16 protein-coding genes are annotated in these 18,075 nt (G+C 67.1%); 4 read left to right on the top strand and 12 right to left on the bottom strand.

The genetic code is table 11. The features are described from left to right. The first annotated feature begins 180 nt into the window (after positions 1-180). Positions 181-738, top strand: a complete 558-nt coding sequence (locus tag DMB86_RS06205; RefSeq protein WP_113717017.1) for a DedA family protein — start codon at positions 181-183, stop codon at positions 736-738. A gap of 231 nt (positions 739-969) precedes the next feature. Beyond that, positions 970-2,181, top strand: coding sequence for an integrase core domain-containing protein (locus DMB86_RS06200; RefSeq protein ID WP_227878454.1), 1,212 nt, complete (start codon positions 970-972; stop codon positions 2,179-2,181). A 162-nt stretch (positions 2,182-2,343) separates the two neighbouring features. Here the strand turns inward: DMB86_RS06200 and purN are convergent, their stop codons facing one another. From purN to moaA, 10 genes are all read right to left on the bottom strand, one after another. Continuing rightward, positions 2,344-2,907, bottom strand: coding sequence for a phosphoribosylglycinamide formyltransferase (purN, locus tag DMB86_RS06195; protein ID WP_113717016.1), 564 nt, complete (start codon positions 2,905-2,907; stop codon positions 2,344-2,346). Between the two features lie 44 nt (positions 2,908-2,951). Then, entirely contained in the window at positions 2,952-4,262 is a 1,311-nt protein-coding gene (locus tag DMB86_RS06190; protein ID WP_113717015.1) for a cell division protein PerM, read from the bottom strand. A gap of 223 nt (positions 4,263-4,485) precedes the next feature. Beyond that, positions 4,486-4,689 carry a cold-shock protein gene (locus tag DMB86_RS06185; RefSeq protein WP_113717014.1) on the bottom strand — a complete coding sequence of 68 codons (204 nt, stop codon included), beginning with the start codon at positions 4,687-4,689 and terminating at the stop codon, positions 4,486-4,488. Between the two features lie 316 nt (positions 4,690-5,005). Further along, on the bottom strand, positions 5,006-5,326 hold the full coding sequence (locus DMB86_RS06180) for a hypothetical protein (RefSeq protein ID WP_129545481.1): 321 nt from the start codon (positions 5,324-5,326) through the stop codon (positions 5,006-5,008). 98 nt (positions 5,327-5,424) lie between these two features. Next, complete coding sequence (locus DMB86_RS06175) at positions 5,425-7,107, bottom strand: acyl-CoA dehydrogenase family protein (protein ID WP_113717012.1); 1,683 nt, start codon at positions 7,105-7,107, stop codon at positions 5,425-5,427. Positions 7,108-7,209: 102 nt separating this feature from the next. Further along, positions 7,210-7,884, bottom strand: coding sequence for an alpha/beta fold hydrolase (locus DMB86_RS06170; RefSeq protein WP_113719369.1), 675 nt, complete (start codon positions 7,882-7,884; stop codon positions 7,210-7,212). A gap of 71 nt (positions 7,885-7,955) precedes the next feature. After that, positions 7,956-8,540: a hypothetical protein gene (locus tag DMB86_RS06165; RefSeq protein ID WP_171814393.1), complete on the bottom strand. Its 585-nt coding sequence runs from the start codon at positions 8,538-8,540 to the stop codon at positions 7,956-7,958. Between the two features lie 86 nt (positions 8,541-8,626). Further along, complete coding sequence (locus DMB86_RS06160) at positions 8,627-10,942, bottom strand: FdhF/YdeP family oxidoreductase (protein WP_113717011.1); 2,316 nt, start codon at positions 10,940-10,942, stop codon at positions 8,627-8,629. 278 nt (positions 10,943-11,220) lie between these two features. Next, a complete protein-coding gene (locus tag DMB86_RS06155; protein WP_418202320.1) occupies positions 11,221-12,762 on the bottom strand; it encodes a GntT/GntP/DsdX family permease in 1,542 nt (513 codons plus the stop codon). A gap of 160 nt (positions 12,763-12,922) precedes the next feature. Further along, positions 12,923-13,963 carry a GTP 3',8-cyclase MoaA gene (moaA, locus tag DMB86_RS06150; RefSeq protein WP_193926267.1) on the bottom strand — a complete coding sequence of 347 codons (1,041 nt, stop codon included), beginning with the start codon at positions 13,961-13,963 and terminating at the stop codon, positions 12,923-12,925. A gap of 329 nt (positions 13,964-14,292) precedes the next feature. Between moaA and DMB86_RS06145 the strand changes: the two genes are divergently transcribed. Next, positions 14,293-14,979 carry a DNA alkylation repair protein gene (locus tag DMB86_RS06145; protein WP_113717009.1) on the top strand — a complete coding sequence of 229 codons (687 nt, stop codon included), beginning with the start codon at positions 14,293-14,295 and terminating at the stop codon, positions 14,977-14,979. Between the two features lie 58 nt (positions 14,980-15,037). Further along, positions 15,038-15,991 (top strand): aminoglycoside phosphotransferase family protein, encoded by a 954-nt coding sequence (locus DMB86_RS06140; protein ID WP_113717008.1) that lies wholly within the window; start codon positions 15,038-15,040, stop codon positions 15,989-15,991. On the opposite strand, the gene DMB86_RS06135 is transcribed toward DMB86_RS06140, so the two are convergent. Both DMB86_RS06135 and DMB86_RS06130 read right to left on the bottom strand, forming a co-directional pair. Then, positions 15,963-16,277: a pyroglutamyl-peptidase I family protein gene (locus DMB86_RS06135; RefSeq protein ID WP_236783352.1), complete on the bottom strand. Its 315-nt coding sequence runs from the start codon at positions 16,275-16,277 to the stop codon at positions 15,963-15,965. The genes DMB86_RS06140 and DMB86_RS06135 overlap by 29 nt on opposite strands. 95 nt (positions 16,278-16,372) lie before the next feature. Beyond that, the gene (locus DMB86_RS06130) at positions 16,373-18,022 is read right to left on the bottom strand and encodes a hypothetical protein (RefSeq protein WP_129545480.1); all 1,650 of its coding nucleotides are present in this window, start codon (positions 18,020-18,022) and stop codon (positions 16,373-16,375) included. Between the last annotated feature and the right edge of the window lie 53 nt (positions 18,023-18,075).

The following is an 18,075-nucleotide window of genomic DNA, read 5'->3' as shown; positions in this document are numbered from 1 at the left end:
CCTGGCCATTGGGCAGCCAGCTGGTCCTCGCCATGGAGCAGGTAGGTCCTGGCCACGGACCGGACCGCACCTGCATGTCAGGGTCCTGGCCACGGTAAACTGGCTCGGCACCCCCGACCGGGGCGTCGCCGTGCCGATCCGCAGGAACTTGCACACCTGAATCACCAGCCAGGAGGCCCCATGGACCTGGCGTCCGATTCTTCTTCCCACCTCGTGGGCACCCTGTGGCTGTACCCCGTGGGCGCCGTTTTAGTCATGTTCCCGGCCCTGATCCCGCCCATCCCCAGCACCACGGTCTTTGTGGCCCTCGGCGCCGTGGCCGGGCTCGACGGCGGCCCCAACGCATTTCTCCTGGTCGCCGCCATGATCGGCGGTGCCCTGGCCGGCGACCTCGCGACCTACGCCCTGACAAAGGATGTGGGCACGACGCGCTGGGGCAGCCGCCGCGGCCCCGCGCGCCAGCGGGCAGTGGACGCCGCGACCCGGCGGCTCCGGGAGCGGACCTACATGTTCATCCTGACTTCCCGCTTCATCCCGCTGGGCAGGCTGTCGTCCCCTATTGCGGCGACGGTGGCCGGCTACCGCTTGCGCGCGTTCATGGGTTACTCGCTGGCGTCGGCGGCCGCCGTTGTCGTCGCCCTCGCCGCGTCCCTGTTGCTGGGCTGGCTGCTGGGCAAGGTCTCCACCCACCTGCTGGACGGCAAAAACCAAGGGCCGCCGCCCGCCGTCGTGCCTTAGGAAGATTCTGTGTTGCAGGACACGACGAAAAACACCATTTTTCGGGCAAATCCGTCCTGTGATCTCGCATACCTTATTGGACAGTTTTGTCTCGGACCTTCGTAGACACTCTGTCTCATCGCCTTGTAGACAGTTGGTCGGTTTTGCTTGTGGATTGTGCATAAAACACAACCATCAATCAAAGTCCGTCATCTCGTTGCTACATGGCCTTCCGATGCTCCTCGCGGTGCCGTGAGCGCGTTTTGTAAACAACATAATGTCTCCCGGGCCTGGTTCTACCAGGTCCGGGCGGCAGCCCAAGCGCTCGGCCCGGTCAAGGCGTTGGAGAAGAGGCCTCCGATCGCGTTGCGGCATCCGAAAACCACTCCCGCTTCCATGGTCGATCTGCTGCTGGGAACCCGCGAGGAGTTGGAGAAGGCCGGCTTTGATGCCGGCCCGCTCTCAGTGATCGCCAAGTTGCGCCGACAGGGCTTCCAACCGCCCTCCAGGGCGACTGTGGCCAGGATCTTCACCCGTGCCGGCGTCGTGGTGCCGGAGCCGAAGAAGAAGCCCCGCAGCGCCTATATCCGGTTCGTCTATCCGCAGCCGAATGCGTGCTGGCAGATTGACGCCACCGAGTGGGTGCTGGCGTGCGGGACGAAGGTCACGATCTTCCAACTCATCGACGACCATTCACGGCTGGCCCTGGCCTCGTTGGCTGCTTCCGGGGAAACCAGCGAGGCCGCGATCAGGGTCGTGACAACCTCGATTGACCGACACGGGGTACCCCAGCGCTTCCTCAGTGACAACGGCGCGGCTCTTAACCCGACACGGCTGGGCAGGCGCGGGGAACTGGTGGAATTCCTGAAGGCCCGGGGCGTGGAACCCATCACCGGAAAACCCTACAAACCCACTACCCAGGGCAAGAACGAGCGGTTCCATCAAACCCTGCACCGGTACCTGAAGCAGCAGCCACCAGCCACCACGCTGGAGGTCCTGCAAACCCAGATCGATGCCTTCGACCGGTACTACAACACCGAACGTGAACACCAGGCCCTGAAGCCGGGTATGACACCGCAGGAAGCCTGGAACGCCACACCCAAGGCCCCGGCACCCGGCCCGCCGGAACCAGAAGAACCCACGGTAGGGGCAGAGCGGTTCAGCGGCCAGCGTCGTGTCGGACGAGACGGCAATGTCACCGTCTTGGGGACGCATTTCAAGATGGGCAAGAAATACATCGGCACCACCGTGAACATCATTCACGACGACACCGACATCATGTTCTTCGACAGCCTTGGCTCAGAAATTATCAGCCACCCCATCCCACCCAAAGGCACCCCATACGTAGGCAACGGCAAACCCTCCGGCATCGCGGCAGACCCCGCCGGCGCCGTGCGGAAACGTAAAATCAGGCCAGTCAAAACAACAACTACGACCGAACAGCCCGAACCAGAAACCGTCTAAAAAGAAGTGAGACACTTCCGGTCTGGCCACTACTCAGACCGGAAGTGTCTACACAACAATGAGACATCAACTGTCAACACAGGTGCGAGACATGAACTGTCTACAGAGGTCCGAGACATGACACGGGCAAATCCGTCCAACAGCTGCAACACAGACCGGGGGTCAGGGGCGGGCCAGCTCCCCCAGGACCTGGATGAGCAGTGCGCGCTCGGCCTCCTTGATGCGGCCGTGCAGCGTTTCCTCGGTGTCGCCCTCCAGGACGGTCACCGGCGTCTGGGCAATGATGGGGCCGGTGTCCACGCCGGCGTCGGCAAAGTGGACGGTGCAGCCGGTGACCTTGACGCCGTACGCCAGCGCGTCGCGGACCCCGTGGGCGCCGGGGAAGGCGGGAAGCAGGGCCGGGTGGGTGTTGATGTAGCGGCCCTCGAACGCGCTGATGAAGCCCGGTGCCACGATGCGCATGAAACCGCTGGAAACCACATAGTCGGGTTCATAGGCGGCGACCGCGTCCAGCAGGGCGGCGTCCCAGTCGGCGCGGGCGGCGTAGTCCTTGAAGTTCACCACGAACGTCTCGAGGCCTGCGGCGGAGGAGCGCTCAATGCCGTAAGTGTCCGGGCGGTCGGAACCCACCGCGGCGATCTCCACGGGCAGCTCGCCCGCAGCGACGGCGTCGATGACGGCCTGCAAGTTGGACCCTGTCCCGGAAACTAAAACAACTATGCGCATGGGCCCAATTTTAGGGGAACCCGCGGAACTGGCCTATTCGCTGGCTATTGGCGGCGCGAGAGCTGCGGCGCGGCGGACCGGGCCGCTTCCAGCCACGGTCCGGCCAGGGAGCCCAGTACGACGCCGGCGCCCACCTCCGCGCCCAGCCAGAGCGCCGCTGTGAACGGGCTGGGCCCCACCTCGGTGAGGCGGCCTAGGCCGACCGAGCCGCTGGAGAGCCAAAACAGGACGCAGGCCAGCACGGCCGCCACGAGGCCGACGGCCAGGCCCAGGAACAGCGTGGATCCGGGCAGCGAGAGCCAGCGCTGACGGACCTTCAACGACAGCCATTCGTCGAAATGATCTTCCCCGGCCCGGACAAACCACCATCCGGCCAGCATCCCGGCGGCCACGGGGATGGCGAGGGCGGCAAAGCCCCAGACCAGGGCGCCGGTGGGCAGGGCGGCCAGCAGCGGGACCGGCGGGACGGGAGCCACCGCGGTTCCCAGCGGCGTGACGGCGGATCCCGCCCCCAGGTTGAAGCCGGCGCCGCTGGACCAGGCCAGCGACCACGCGGCCAGGTTGGGCATGAAGCCCAGCTGGCCAAGCGTCAGGGCCGCGCCGCCGATCCCCCCGGCCCGCATGCCCTGATAGACGCTGACGATGTCGGCCCAGCGGACTATGAGGTTGATGGCCAGCAGCAGCGAGGCGGCGGCCAGCGCGGACACCAGCGCCACAAACCCGGAGCGTGCCACGGCCCACACGTAGGACCCGGCCCAGCGCTGGTCCTGGCTGGTCTTGGCTATCCAGTCCGCCGCGTTGACGCCGATCAAACGCCCCCATGAACCCGCCTCGCGCCGGGCGCCCACCACGAGGCCGAGCCCGGCGGGAATAATCGGAAGCAGCATGCTGGCGAGCAGCGGCGCCTCGGATCCGGGGCTGTTGCAGACAAAGCCTGTCGCCAGTCCGGCGGCGGCGTACACCAGCACGGAGCCCAGCAGCGGCTGCCAGAGCTGGTCGGTGTAGGACGCCCGGGCCAGCCTGCGGCCGGCGCGCCAGGACAGGAAGAACGGGATAAGCACCAGGCCCATGGGCAGCAGGTCGAAGGTTCCGTTCTGCACGGAGGCGGAGCTGGGCCCCGTGGTGACGCTCAGCTCCAGCGGAACGCCGTGCATGACCAGCCAGAACTTGCCGGCAAGCCGGGCAATGACGGACATGTCCTTTTCGGCGAAGCCGCCGGAAAACCACACGGCGGCCAGCGGAACAACGATGACCAGGGCCGAGATGACAAAGACCTGGGCAGCCTCGAAGGCCCCCTGCAGACCGAGCGGCATGGGAAGTCCGTCGCGTTGGCCCCGGGCCGCTTTGGTATTCATCGTCTTCCATGGTGCCACATGGAACTGCGGACGGCGGTGAGAAGCGCCGAGGGAGGACGACAGCGGGACGCACGGTCCGCCGTCGTCCAAGAAAGGCGGGGAGAAACGGGGGGCATTGATTGGCGGCTCAACGACGAATAGGGCCCGGAAATTCCGGACCCTATTCGCTCCAGCCCTATGGACTAAAGAGATTGCGCGGTTGCCCGCACGGTTACTTTAGAAATTAGAGAGCCTGGATGTTGACAGCCTGAGGACCCTTGGGACCCTGCTCAACATCGAAAGAGACCTTCTGGTTCTCTTCGAGGGAGCGGTAGCCCGAGGAGTTGATTGCAGAGTAGTGCGCGAAAACGTCCTGGCTCTGGTCATCGGGAGAGATGAAGCCGAAGCCCTTTTCAGCGTTGAACCACTTGACGGTACCTGTTGCCATTATTTCTATTTCCTTCTGAAGTTGGAGATTCCGCCCGACCTTCGGGCCTCCGATTTTACGGTGTAAGTCCGCTTCTCCAGAAAAGCGACGTCGTCCCGAAGGATGGCATCGCTTCAACTACAAAAAACGCAACACTACAACTAGGTCCAAGTATACATACCTCTGTGCGGAATGCCAGTATTTAATGAGAGGTGCGTCACTCTTTACCTCGCGTTCATCGACCGCGTGGAATAAATCGGCCAAATCCAGCTACTTTTGGCGGTGTCGGGCGTGACGCGTCACTCACCATGTCGTTCCCTGTTCACCGGGGCTCCGGTCAGGGGCCGCCGGTGAATCTGTCGGTTTCGTCGTCCCGCAGCGCCTTGTCAATGCTTTGCCTCATGGAGTCGCGGCCCAGCAGGAAGGACTGGTACACGTCGGCGGCGTCACCCACCGGCGAAAACGCAGTTCGGAACTTGGTGCCGCGCTTCGCCTTGATCAAGCGGATGACGATGCCGGAAACCACGGCGAGCGCAAACATTGACGTCATGACCGCAATCGCGGCGCTCAGGCCGTCCTGGTCGAAGTAGCTGTAAACGGCGACGGCCACCAGGGCCAGGACAAATCCGACGGCAACAAGCACTCGCTTCAACGACATGGAGCCTCCCGGTGACTTTCCACCAGTCTACTTCCGACCCGGCAATCACCACCGGAGCGCCGGCCACGCCACCAGGGCTGTACGACCGATGCCGGGCGTTACGCCCGCGCCAGGATTCCCGCGAAGTCGGACGACGCCGGGAGATTGCCGTAGTTGAAGCAGCGGTCCGGTCCCAGCCGGGAGACGACAAACGCGTCGGCCACCGCCGGCGGCGCGTAGCGGATCAGCAGCGATGCCTGAAGCGCCAGGGCCATCTTCTCCACCAGCGTCCGCGCCGAGCCGGCAAAGTCCGCCGGCGCCGCCCGGACCGGGGAGACCGCCTCCTTCAACCCCGCAACGAAGGCGTCGAACAGCTCGTCGGCCCCAGAGGCCGCCCGGAGCTCGGCAAAGAACGCCTCAACCGATTCCGGCTCGGTGCCCATGGCCCGCAGGACATCCAGGGCAATGACATTCCCGGTCCCTTCCCAGATGGCCATGACCGGCTGCTCCCGGTAGCGCATGGCCAGCGGGAAGTCCTCAATGTAGCCGTTGCCGCCCAGGCATTCCATGGCCTCGTACGCGTGGTTCGGCCCGCGCTTGCACACCCAGTACTTACTGACAGCGGTGGCCAGGCGGCGGAAGGCTCGTTCGGCGGGGCCGGCGTCGTCGTCAAAGGCGCGGGAGAGGCGCATGCCGACGGCGGTGGCCGCTTCCGCCTCCAGGGCCAGGTCGGCGAGGACGTTGGCCATGGCCGGCTGGTCGACCAAGCGGGCACCAAAGGCGCGGCGGTGCCGGACATGCCATGCGGCCTCGGCCACGGACTGGCGCATGCCGGCCGCGCTGCCGAGCACGCAGTCCAGCCGCGTCTGGGCCACCATGCCCATGATGGCCCGCACGCCCCTGCCCGGTTCGCCGATGCGCCAGCCGTGCGTGTGCGCGAATTCCACCTCGCCCGAGGCATTGGAGCGGTTGCCCGCCTTGTCCTTCAGCCGCTGGATCAGGAACGGATTGCGTTCCCCGGCGGTCGGGCCTGCCGAAACCCCGCCCGGGATGAGGCGAGGCACCAGGAAACAGCCAAGGCCGGCGTCGTCTTGGGCAAGGACCAGAAAGGCGTCGGACATGGGGGCGGAACAGAACCATTTGTGGCCCGTCAGCAGGTGGTGGTCCTCAAAGGGCACGGCGCGGGTGGTGTTGGCGCGCACGTCCGAGCCGCCCTGCTTCTCCGTCATCGCCATCCCGAACAACGCGCCGGATTTGCCCGTGGCCAGTTCGGGCGAATACTCGCGCGAATACAGCCGTGGCAGCCACTCCCCCGCCAGCTCCGGGGTCAGCCGCAGCGGCTCGACGGCGGCATGGCTCATCGAGACGGGGCACGCATGGCCCGGCTCCACCTGCGCAAAGAGCATGAACGCCGCCGACCGCCGGGCATTCGCGCCGGCCCCCGGCTCCGACCACGCAGATGTGTGCGCACCCGCCGCCACCGCCTGCCCGAGGATCCGGTGGTACGACGGATGGTATTCCACCTCGTCGATGCGCTGCCCGTATTTGCTGTGGGTGTGCAGGACGGGCGGGTATTTGTGCGCCAGCCGCGCGTCCTCCTGGAACTGCGCGGAGCCGACGACGGCGCCCGCCCGTTCCAGCTCTTCCGTTGCCCCTGCGCCGGCCTCGCCAATGGTGACGAGATAGTCCATGAGCGGGATGTTCGCGGCGAACTCGTTGATGTCCACGCGCGGCGGCGGCTGGTTGAGGACCTGGTGGGTGGTGCGGCTGTCCGGGGCGGTGCCGGCATCGTCGACGGTCATGGCTACAGGCTACGCCGGCGGGCCGCCGGCACGGTGATTCAGCTTGTCGAAATCAGGGTCTCGACGCGCTCGCAGAATTCGCTGCTCGACCCCCGGACAGGCTCAGGCACTGGCGCAAGCCTTGTCCAGAAAGGCGGCCACCTCGTTCGGACGGGTCAGTACCGGTGCGTGGCTGGAGTCGATCTCAGTCACCGCGGCACCCATCCGGTCCGCCATTTCCCGCTGCAATGCGGGCGGCACGGCGCGGTCGGCGGTGGTGAGCAGGTAATGGGACGGCAGGTCCAGCCACGCCGGGCGCCCCACCGCGGTCCTGTCCAGGCCGATGCGCGTCAGCTTTTGCACCGACGCGCCAATGGCGGCGCTTTCGGCGGGGAGTTCGGCCGCGATCACCTCGCCGAAGTGCGCCCTGTCAATGTAGGTGTAGTCGCCGGCGACGACCACGTGCTGCGGAATCAAGCTGCCAGGGCGCCGCCGGGACAGTTCGCTGACCGATTCTCCCTCGGCAGGGGCAAAGGCGGCCACGTAGGCCAGGGCCTTGACGTTACTGGCATCCCGGGCCGCTTCCCCAATGACGGCCCCGCCGTAGGACCAGCCGACGAGCAGCACCGGCCCCGCCACGGTGGCGAGGGTGCGGCGCACGCTGGCCACGTCGTCGTCGAACGACTCAAGACCCAGCTGGGCGGCCACCGGGGAGTGGCCCAGCGCGCGCAGCCCGGCGATGACACGCAACCAGCTGGAGCCGTCTGACCACAGCTCATGCACCAGCACGATGTCCACCGGCAACCCCGCTTTCGGATAGTTGGTTCGCTAAGGACGGCCCCGGGCCTCGACAGGCTCGACCACCGCCTTTACAGCGGCAGCTTCATCCCCAAGGAGAAGTTTAGGCCCGTGGCGAAGGTCAGGTACATCAGCCACAGGCCGGTGACCAGGTGCCACAGCCCCAGCGACCGCTCGCCCCAGGCCTGCCCGATGCTGTGGAAGAAGTCGCTGATGTAGATCAACGTCAGCCCCACAAACAGCAGTCCCACCGGCCAGTCGCCCGCGGAGAAGAACACGACGATGCCCAGGACCGAAATGATGGTGTAGGCGACGGACATCCCGGCGTTGGTGCGGGGGTCCACGCCCTGCCAGCGGTTGAAGCCCAGCGCGAACCAGTGGATGCCGTAAGCGGAGAACGCCAGCGCGGCCATGTACAGCGGCGCGTCTTTGAACACCTGGAACCACGTCAGGCCGACGAAAAGGATGATGCCCGTGACGAACTGGCAGAATCCCGGCAGCCAGATGCCCCAGACACCGGTCGATTTGTCCACGGATTCATTCCGCTTGGGCCAGTGAAACAACTCCTCGGGACCGTAGATCAAGTACCCGGTCCCCAAACCAAAAAACCCCAACGCCAGCGGAGCAAATGCCGACGTCGCAAACACCAAGTTCATTGCCCTACTCCTTTGCTTTTCTGACTAACGAGTGTCATTCCGGCAGGTTCATAGGCATGCACTTCCTCAGTCCCCCGTGGACAACCTCAATGGGCAGTGGCGTAGGCAGGCGCCGCGGCTTTTTCCAAACGTACGACGACGGACTTGGACACCGGGGTGTTGGACCCTTCCGCTGTTTCATCCAGGGAGACAAGCACGTTTGCTTCGGGGAAGTACGCGGCAACGCAGCCGCGCGCGGTGGGGTAGCCGACGATGCGCTGCTGGGGCAGCACGCGGTCAACGCCGTCGGGCGCCTCGCTGTGGACGTCCACGAAGCTGCCATCGGCGATGCCCAGCTCGGCCAGGTCGGACGGGTTCACGAAAAGGACGTGGCGGCCCTTCTTGATCCCGCGGTACCTGTCGTTGAGGCTGTACGTGGTGGTGTTGAACTGGTCGTGCGCGCGGACCGTCTGCAGCAGCAGCCGGCCTTCGGGCACCTGGACGGTCTCGAGTTCGCTGACCGTGAAGACCGCCTTGCCGGACGGCGTGGGGAAGGTGCGGCTGTCCCGCGGCGGGTGCGGCAGGACGAATCCGCCCAGTCGGCGGACCTTGGCGTTGTAGTCCTCGCAGCCCTTGCAGACGTGCCCGATGTGCTCGCGGATGGTGTCGTAGTTGGCCTCGAAGCCTGCCCAGTCGATGGGATGGTCGTTGCCGAGGGCTGCCCGGGCCAGGCGGCTGACAATGGCCATCTCGGAGAGCAGGTTGTCGCCGACCGGCTCCACCTTGCCATAGGAGGCGTGGACGGCGCAGACCGTGTCCTCGACGGTGACGAACTGCTCGCCGGAGGCCTGCCGGTCAATTTCGGTGCGGCCCATGGTGGGCAGGATCAGGGCCTGCTCCCCCGTGAACGCGTGGGACCGGTTCAGCTTGGTGGAAACCTGGACGGAGAGCGTCGTCTTTTGCAGCGCGGCCTCCGCGACGGCGGTGTCGGAGATGGCGCCCACCAGGTTCCCGCCCATGGCGACGAAGACCTTCAGCTTGCCGTCGCGCATGTCGCGGATGCTCTGGACGGCGTCCGCACCGTTCGCCCGCGGCGGGTCGAAGTTGAATTCCTTGCCCAGCGCGTCCAGGAACGCCGGCGGCATCTGCTCCCAGATGCCCATGGTCCTGTCCCCCTGGACGTTGCTGTGGCCGCGGATCGGCGACGGGCCGGCGCCGGGCTTGCCGATATTGCCGCGCAGCAGGAGCAGGTTGATGATTTCCTTGATGGTCGGCACGGCCTTCTTGTGCTGGGTCAGGCCCATGGCCCAGGTGACGATCACCTTGTCCGCTTTCAGGTAGCGGGCGGCAAGCTCGTCGATTTCGGCCGTCCGCAGCCCGGTGGCCGCCATGACCGCCTGGTCGTCGACCTGCTCGATGTGGGCCCGGTACTCCTCCAGCCCCTGACAGTGCTCCTCGAGGAATGCGTGGTCCAGCACGGCGCCCGGTGCGGCGGCCTCGGCCCGGAAAACCCGCTTGGCCACGGCCTGCATGAGGGCCATGTCGCCGGCCAGCCGGATCTGCAGGAACTGGTTCGCCAGGTCCGTGCCCTTGCCCACCAGTCCGCGCGGCCGTTGCGGGTTCTTGAAGTTGATCAGCCCCGCCTCCGGCAGCGGGTTGATGGCCACAATTTCGGCGCCTGCCCTCTTGGCTTCCTCCAGCGCGGTCAGCATGCGCGGATGGCAGGTTCCCGGGTTTTGGCCCATGATGATGATCAGGTCCGACTTCGCAAAGTCCTCGTAGGAAATGGCGCTCTTGCCCACGCCGATGGTCTCCCCCATGGCCAGCCCCGTGGACTCGTGGCACATGTTGGAGCAGTCCGGCAGGTTGTTCGTGCCGAAGGCCCGGGCAAAGAGCTGGTATTGGAACGCGGTCTCGTTGCTGGTGCGTCCGCTGGTGTAGAACACGGCCTCGTCGGGCGATTCGAGGGCGTGAAGTTCCCGGGCCACAATCCGGAACGCGTTGTCCCAGCTGACGGGCTGGTAATGGTCGGACCCGGCCGGCTTGTAGACCGGATCCACGAGCCGGCCCTGCTGGCCCAACCAGTATTCGGTGCGCTCCCGCATCGAGGACACCGAATTGGCTTCCCAGAATTCCCGGGGCACCGTGAGCAGCCCTGCCTCCCAGGTGACGGCCTTGGCGCCGTTCTCACAGAATTCCGCGGTCTTGCGCTCCGGTGGATCCGGCCACGCACAGCTCATGCAGTCAAATCCGTCCTTCTGGTTCAGAGCCAGCAGGGTCTTGAGGGTACGTTCCGGCCCCATGGCCGACACGGCCTGCGGCATCGATTCCGTCAAACTGGGGATCCCTGCGGCCGACCGCTTGGGCTTGCTGACTGTCAAGTCAACGTCTGAGTCATCCTGGACTGGGGGCTTGCTGCCCATGGCACACACAACCTTCTGTTGAAGAATGAGCTCTCCAGAGCGAAGGGCGGACCGGTCACTCCGGATCCACGCACTGCTTCGCGCAGGTTGTGCTGCAACCGCACGCCGCCGGGCGTGAATTGAATGCTACCCTCCGGTCTATCACCGGGGGTTGACAAAGGCAACGGACGGTGTGGGTGATGCAGCTCACATGGGACGTCCGGTCTTCATTCGCAGCAGGCCCGGCGCCGCGGCCCCTTCCCGGCCCCGGCACCGGCACCGGACTGCGCCAGTGTGGACTACAGGATGGAGAACAGCAGCCAGGTCAGCAGCAGGCCCATGATCGAGATGATGGTTTCCATGACGGACCAGGTCTTGATGGTCTGGCCTACCGTCAGGCCGAAGTATTCCTTGACCAGCCAGAACCCGGCATCGTTGACGTGGGAGAAGAACAAGGAACCGGCGCCCACGGCCAGCACCACCAGGGCCAGGTGCACCGGGCTCAGGCCGCTGGCCAGTGGGGCGATGATGCCCGCGGCCGTGACGGTGGCCACGGTGGCGGAGCCGGTGGCCAGGCGGATCAGCACGGCCACAATCCAGCCGAGCAGCAGGACGGACAAGCTGGCAGCGACCGCGATCTTGGCGATGGCCGTGCCGGTGCCGCCATCCACCAGGACCTGCTTGAAGCCTCCACCGGCACCCACGATGAGCATGACGCCCACGATGGGCAGCAGGCTCTGGCCAATCTTCTTCGTCAGGACCTGCGCCGAAAAGCCCACGCCGGTGCCGAAGGTGACCATGGCCAGCAGGACGGCAACCGTCAGGGCAACCACCGGGTCGCCGATGAAGTCCAGCAGCGGGTGGACGGGGTTGGTCTTTGACATCCACACGTCCGCGGCAGCCTTGATCAGCATGAGGACCAGCGGCGACAGGAGGGTGATCAGCGTGATCCCGAACGACGGCGTGCCGGTCGCGTCGGGGTCCTGGGCCCTCGTCTGGCCCACGGAACCGTTGCCGCCATTGCCGGGGGCGGACCGGTTGTCGCGCTTGCCGGAGGCGGTGGCGCCGCGGGAGGTGCGGGGAGCGGGACTGAAGGTGTCCGCCGTCGTGCCTCCCGTGACGGCGAGCGCCGCACCGGCCGCGCCGATGGGGACCATGCGCGCCGCCAGGACCCCAAAGAGCGGTCCGGCCACGATCACCGTGGGGATCGCGACGATCAGGCCCAGGGCCAGCGTGACGCCGACGTTGGCGTGGAGGATGCCGATGGCGGCCAGCGGGCCGGGGTGCGGCGGGATGAAGCCGTGCAGCACGGAAAGGCCGGCCAGTGCCGGGATCCCCAGGCGCATGGCGGGGCCGTTGCTGCGGCGCACCGCCAGCATGACCACGGGGATCAGCAGGACCAGTCCGATCTCGAAGAACATCGGGATGCCGATGATGCCGGCGATCAGCGCCATTTTCCAGGGCAGTGTGGCGGGCCGGCCGCGCAGGAGCGTTTCCACCACCTTGTCGGCGCCGCCGGAATCGGCCAGCAGCTTGCCGAGCATGGCGCCGAGCGCGATCAGGACGCCGACGTAGCCGAGGACGCCGCCCACGCCCGTCTCATAGGAGGCGGTGACCTTGTTCAGTGCGATTCCGGAACCAATGCCCACAAACAAGGAGCCGATGGTCAACGCCAGGAACGCGTGCATCTTGATCCAGACAATGAGGAGCACGACGATGGCGATGCCAATGGCCGCGACCACCAAAACCCGGGTGTCGTGGCCGGTCCACGGAGAGTTTGCGGTGTCCGCGGCGGCCAAGACTGTGGCCTGGACCGCCCTTGCCGCGCCTGTGATTGCGATGCCCACGGTTCCCTCATTTCCGCCCGGCCACCAGGGCCGCGCAACCCGTTTTCATTTTTGGTAAAACGTTCGTCGTTACACTAGACCCGCTGTGGGACTGTTGGCCAGAGCGGCGCGGCGTTTCGGTGATTGAGCCTGTCGAAATCCCCGCAGCCCAGGCCTATCCGCCGATGTAGCTCATCTCGATCCTTTCCCCCGGCTTCCGCAGCCCAGGGGTGGCGGCGGTGCGCAGTTCCGAATACCGGTCCGAGCGTGCGCCCCAGAGCGCCGCGAGCGCGTCGGCCAGTTCAGCATCGGAGGCTCCGCCGCGCAGCAGCGCGCGAAGGTCGGTGCCGGTGGTGGCGAACAGGCAGGTGAAGAGCTTGCCGTCGGCGGAGAGCCGGGCCCGCGTGCAGCCCCGGCAGAACGCCCGGGTGACGCTGGAGATGGCGCCGATCTCCCCCGCGCCGTCGGCGTACCGCCACCGCTGCGCCGTTTCGCCGCGGTAGTTCTCCTCCAGCGGTTCCAGCGGGAACACCGTGTTGATCCGCTCAATGACTTCCGCGCTCGGGACCACCTGGTCCATCTTCCAGCCGTTGGAATGGCCCACGTCCATGAATTCGATGAAGCGCAGGATGAACCCGGTGCCGCGGAAGTGCCGGGCCATCTCCACAATGCTGTGGTCGTTGAGCCCGCGTTTGACCACCATGTTGATCTTCACCGGGCCCAAGCCCGCGGCCTGCGCGGCGTCGATGGCGTGCAGGACTTTCGCCACGGGATAGGCGACGTCGTTCATGGCCTGGAAAACGGCGTCGTCCATGGAATCCAGGGAGACCGTGACCCGGTCCAGGCCGGCCGCCTTGAGCGCCTCCGCCTTTTGGGCGAGGACGGAGCCGTTGGTGGTCATGGCCAGGTCCGGCGGCTCGCCTTCCGGGGTGCGCAGCGCGGCCAGCATGGCCACCAGGTCCTCGATGCCCTTGCGCAGCAGCGGTTCGCCGCCGGTCAGCCTGATCTTGCGCACGCCGTGGTCCATGGCGATGCGGGCCAGGGTGGTGATTTCCTCAAAGGTGAGCAGCTGGTCGTGCGGCATGAAGACAAAGTCGCGGCCGAAGATCTCCTTGGGCATGCAGTAGACACAGCGGAAGTTGCAGCGGTCCGTGACAGAAATGCGCAGGTCCCGCAGTGGACGCTGCAGCGTGTCGACCGGCAGTGGGGCAGCCATTTTCCAACCCTCCAACACGGGTCCGTTCGGCGACGGACCCCTGCTTTCAACCATAGGCCCGCACGACGGCGGCGTCGAGGGTTGGGAGCGCGGCCGCGGCTTGGGCTGCGGGTGGGCTGGCGGCGGCCCCGGCCAACTTTGAGGCTGCGCACCGTTAGCGGCCAATCCTGCGCCACTTCTGAAGTGGCGCAGGATTGGGCCCCGGCCGTGCGCAGGTTCAGGGCGTTCGGCACCAGGCGTGAGCGAATCCCGCTCCCGCTCCGCCAGCCGCCCGCGGACAGTGTTTTCCCAGTAGGCTGAATCCCACGGACGACGGGCAGGAGGCGGCCATGGCGGGGACGAATGCGGCTGAGACGACGGTCGACGAGGTGATGGCCGAACTGGCCGCCCTCGACGACCCCAAGGCGCGGGCTGTCAATGAAAAACACGGTGACGACCACGGCGTGAACCTCGGCAAGCTGCGTGCCCTCGCCAAGCGGCTGAAGACCCAGCAGGAGCTCTCGCGCCAGCTGTGGGCAACGGGCGACACTGCGGCGCGGCTGGTGGCCCTGCTGATCTGCCGCCCGAAGGAATTCGGCCGCGACGATTTGGACGCCATGCTGCGCCAGGCACGGATCCCGAAGGTCAACGACTGGTTCGTGAACTATGTGGTGAAGAAAAGCGCGCACGCCGAAGCGCTGCGCCTGGCCTGGTTTGCCGATCCGGATCCGGTGGTGGCGAGCGCCGGCTGGGCGCTGACCAGCGAACGCGTCGTCAAGAAACCCGAGGGCCTCGACCTTGCGGGGCTGCTGGACCTCATCGAAGCCCAGATGCAGGACGCCCCGGAGCGGCTGCAGTGGGCCATGAACACCTGTCTGGCCCAGATCGGGATCGAATTCCCCGAGCACCGGTCCCGCGCCATCGACATCGGCGAGCGCCTCGGGGTCCTCAAGGACTACCCGACCCCGCCGAACTGCACGTCGCCGTTTGCGCCCATCTGGATCGGCGAGATGGTGCGCAGGCAGCAGGCCGTGTAGCCGGGCCCGCCCAAATCGCGGCAGCCCCGGCGTCGTACCCGCACGGTACCGTGGTCCCATGCTGATCGAAAAGCTGCACGTGGACGAGGTGGACATCGACACGGACCGGGTGGCGGCCATGATCGCGGACCAGTTTCCGGTGTGGGCGGGCAACTCGCTGGAGCCTGTGTACCCGGCCGGCACGGACAACGTCATGTTCATCCTGAACGGGCACTTTGGCGTCAGGCTGCCGCGCACGCCCGGCGCCGCCACGTCGCTGGAGCGGGAGCTGGTCCACGCGCCGCGGTTGGCCCCCATGCTGCCCGCCCTCATCCCGGCACCGGTGGGGATTGGCAGGCCCACGGAATCGTATCCGTTCAAGTGGCTGATTTCGCGCTGGATCGAGGGCAGCAATCCGGCGCCGGACGGCCCGTTTCCCGCCGCCCTCGCTGTGGACGTGGCACGGTTTGTCCGCGCGCTGCACAGCGTGGTGCCGCCCTCCGCGTCTCACGAACTGCTTTCCTACCGGGGCGACAGGGCCGTGCAGCCGCGGGAGGCGGAAACCCGGGCGGCCATCGGCAGGTGCGGGGACCACTTCGACACCGCAGCGCTCCACCGGGCGTGGGACGCGGCCATGGAGGCGCCCGAGGGGACCGGGCCGCCCACCTGGATCCACACCGACCTCCACCCCGGCAACCTTCTGGTGAAACACGGCCGGCTCAAGAGCGTCCTGGATTGGGGCGGGCTGGCCGTGGGCGATCCCGCCGTCGACCTGATGGTGGCCTGGAACCTGTTCGGCCCGGCGGAGCGGCAGGTGTTCCGTGCGGAAATGAAGGCCGACGACGGCACCTGGGCGCGCGGGCGGGCTTGGGCCCTGTCGGTGGGCCTGGTCGCCTTCCCGTACTACCTGCATACCAACCGCGCCCTGGCCGCCGTGTCCTGGTACCAGATCGGGCAGGCCCTGGCCGATCTTCCCGAGACCCAAAGCAAGGCGCGGCAGGACGTCAGTGCGTGGCGCCCGCCCCCAGCTTGATGTCCGCGCCGGTTGACATCGCCGTGCGGGCAATGACCTCCAGGCCCTGCGCCATCACGGCAATCTCCATGGAGGGATGCTGCCGGCCGGAAAGCTGTTCCGGCGCGTAGGGCACATGGACGAAACCGCCCCTGATCCCTGGCCTCTCGGCCAGCTGGTGCATGAGCGCGTAAAACACGTGGTTACACACGTACGTCCCGGCCGTCTGCGACACCTCCGCCGGAATGCCGGCCCGGGTGAGCGCCTGCAGGCACGCCTTGACCGGCAGCGTGCTGAAATACCCCACCGGCCTGCTGGGCAGCCGCCCAGGACGGGTTGAGGCCTTCGCCGCCAAATGGTTCAAAACCGGTCATGAGGATCATGCCTCCAGCCTATGCGCCGCTATCCACACAGCAGCACGCCGGCCCGGTAACCGTAGCGGGCCTCGAGCCGGTCAATGCCGTGGGGGTCATGGCCGGTGAGCGCCTCCTGGACCACTTCGGCCGGCGCGGCAAATTCGGCGTTGAGGTGGTTCAGCGCCCAGGCGGTGCTGCTGAACGCCCACTCGAACACCAGCAGGGCGCCCAGCAGGGCAGCGCCCACCAGGTAGTGGGCCGGCGTCCACGGCGCCGTGCCATGCACGGGCCCGTCCACCAGCGACGGAGTGGACAGCACGCAAAAGCCCGCGGCGAAGAACCCGACGAACACCGCGGATTCCGTGGCGCCAAAGGAGATGCCGGAGCGGACGGCCCACCGGCTGCGGACCATGAACTGCCAATACACGCCGGCGTTGACCACGGTCAGCACGGCATACAGCCCCAGCGCCGCTAGGGTCCACCACGGGACGGCGTCGACCATGGGAGGCACCAAAAGCGCGCCCGCAACGGCCAGGGCGGCAATGACCAGCGGGGGCAGTGCCAAGAGCCGCCGGGCCCGCCGCGCCCGGGCCGCCGGCACGGCCTGGACGGACTTGCTTTCACGGGACATCCATGGCGGTGCGACCCGGCCGTCCACGCCCCGCGTCCCCGACGACGCCGGAGGGCGCGCCGCGCCCGCGCCGGCACCCGCGTCGGCGCCCGCAGCACCCGCAGCACCCGCGGCACCCGCGGCACCCGCGGCACCCGCGGCACCCGCGGCACCCGCGGCACCCGCGGCACCCGCGGCACCCGCGGCACCCGCGGCGATGATCCGTGACGGCTCATGGTCCAGCGGCGCCGGTGCCGAGCTGAAGTCGGCAAACTCCTGCCCCACATAGCGGCGCTCGATCAGGGTCCTGTCCTTGTCGAAGGGCCGTTGCGGATCGGTCCACACGTCGTATTCGTTGCCTTCGGCCGGCGCCCACACCGGGTAGGCCAGGAGCCGCACGCGCGTGACGTCCTCGCGCCCGCCGGCCGAGTGCTCAAGCTCCACATGGAACAGGGCCATGCCGTCCACCCAACGCTTCTCCGAAGTCACCGAGACCACCCGCCCAACGGAATGGTCGCCGTCGTCAATCAGGACGGCCAGCAGCCCGCGCTCGTCCTGGGCCTGGCGCCAGAGGATGCGCGCGTGCCGGACCATGCTTCGCGCGGGGATGAGCAGCAGGACCGCCAGGCTGGCGAGCAGGAGGGCCTCGAGCCCGTCGCCGGAGACGATGCGGATCACCGCCGCTGCCGCGCAGCCCAGCAGGAGTCCGCCAAGCACGGCAGCGGACGTGACGCGACGGGCCCGGTGCGGGGCGATGGTGCTGCTGTGGACGGCTGACGTCTGCTTCAGGTACCCGTAGCCCATGACGTGCTTGAAGTTCGCGCCGATGTCCGGGCCCACGGCCAGCGCGCCCACCACGCCCACCACAAAGAGCAGCGCCGGAATGAACAGGGCCGGATCCTCCAGCGTGTTCGCCAGGTGAAACGGCGAGAAGAACCCGAGCATCGCCACAGCCAGCGCCCAGAGCAGCCCCACCATCACCAGCGCGCGCCGGGTCTTGCGGACATAGCCGTCCCACACCACGGGCGAGGCGGGCAGCGGAATCCGCCCGGAGCCCGGCAACGCCCTCGACATCGGATACGCCATCAACGCCCCCTCACCCTCGTTGCCCCTCATTGTGCCACGGCGGCCGCCGCCAA

The sequence above is a fragment of the Arthrobacter dokdonellae genome (assembly GCF_003268655.1).
In the GTDB taxonomy this organism is placed as follows: Bacteria; Actinomycetota; Actinomycetes; order Actinomycetales; family Micrococcaceae; genus Specibacter; species Specibacter dokdonellae.
Note: the sequence above shows the minus strand (reverse complement) of the source record. Positions and strands in the feature narration are given on the sequence as shown.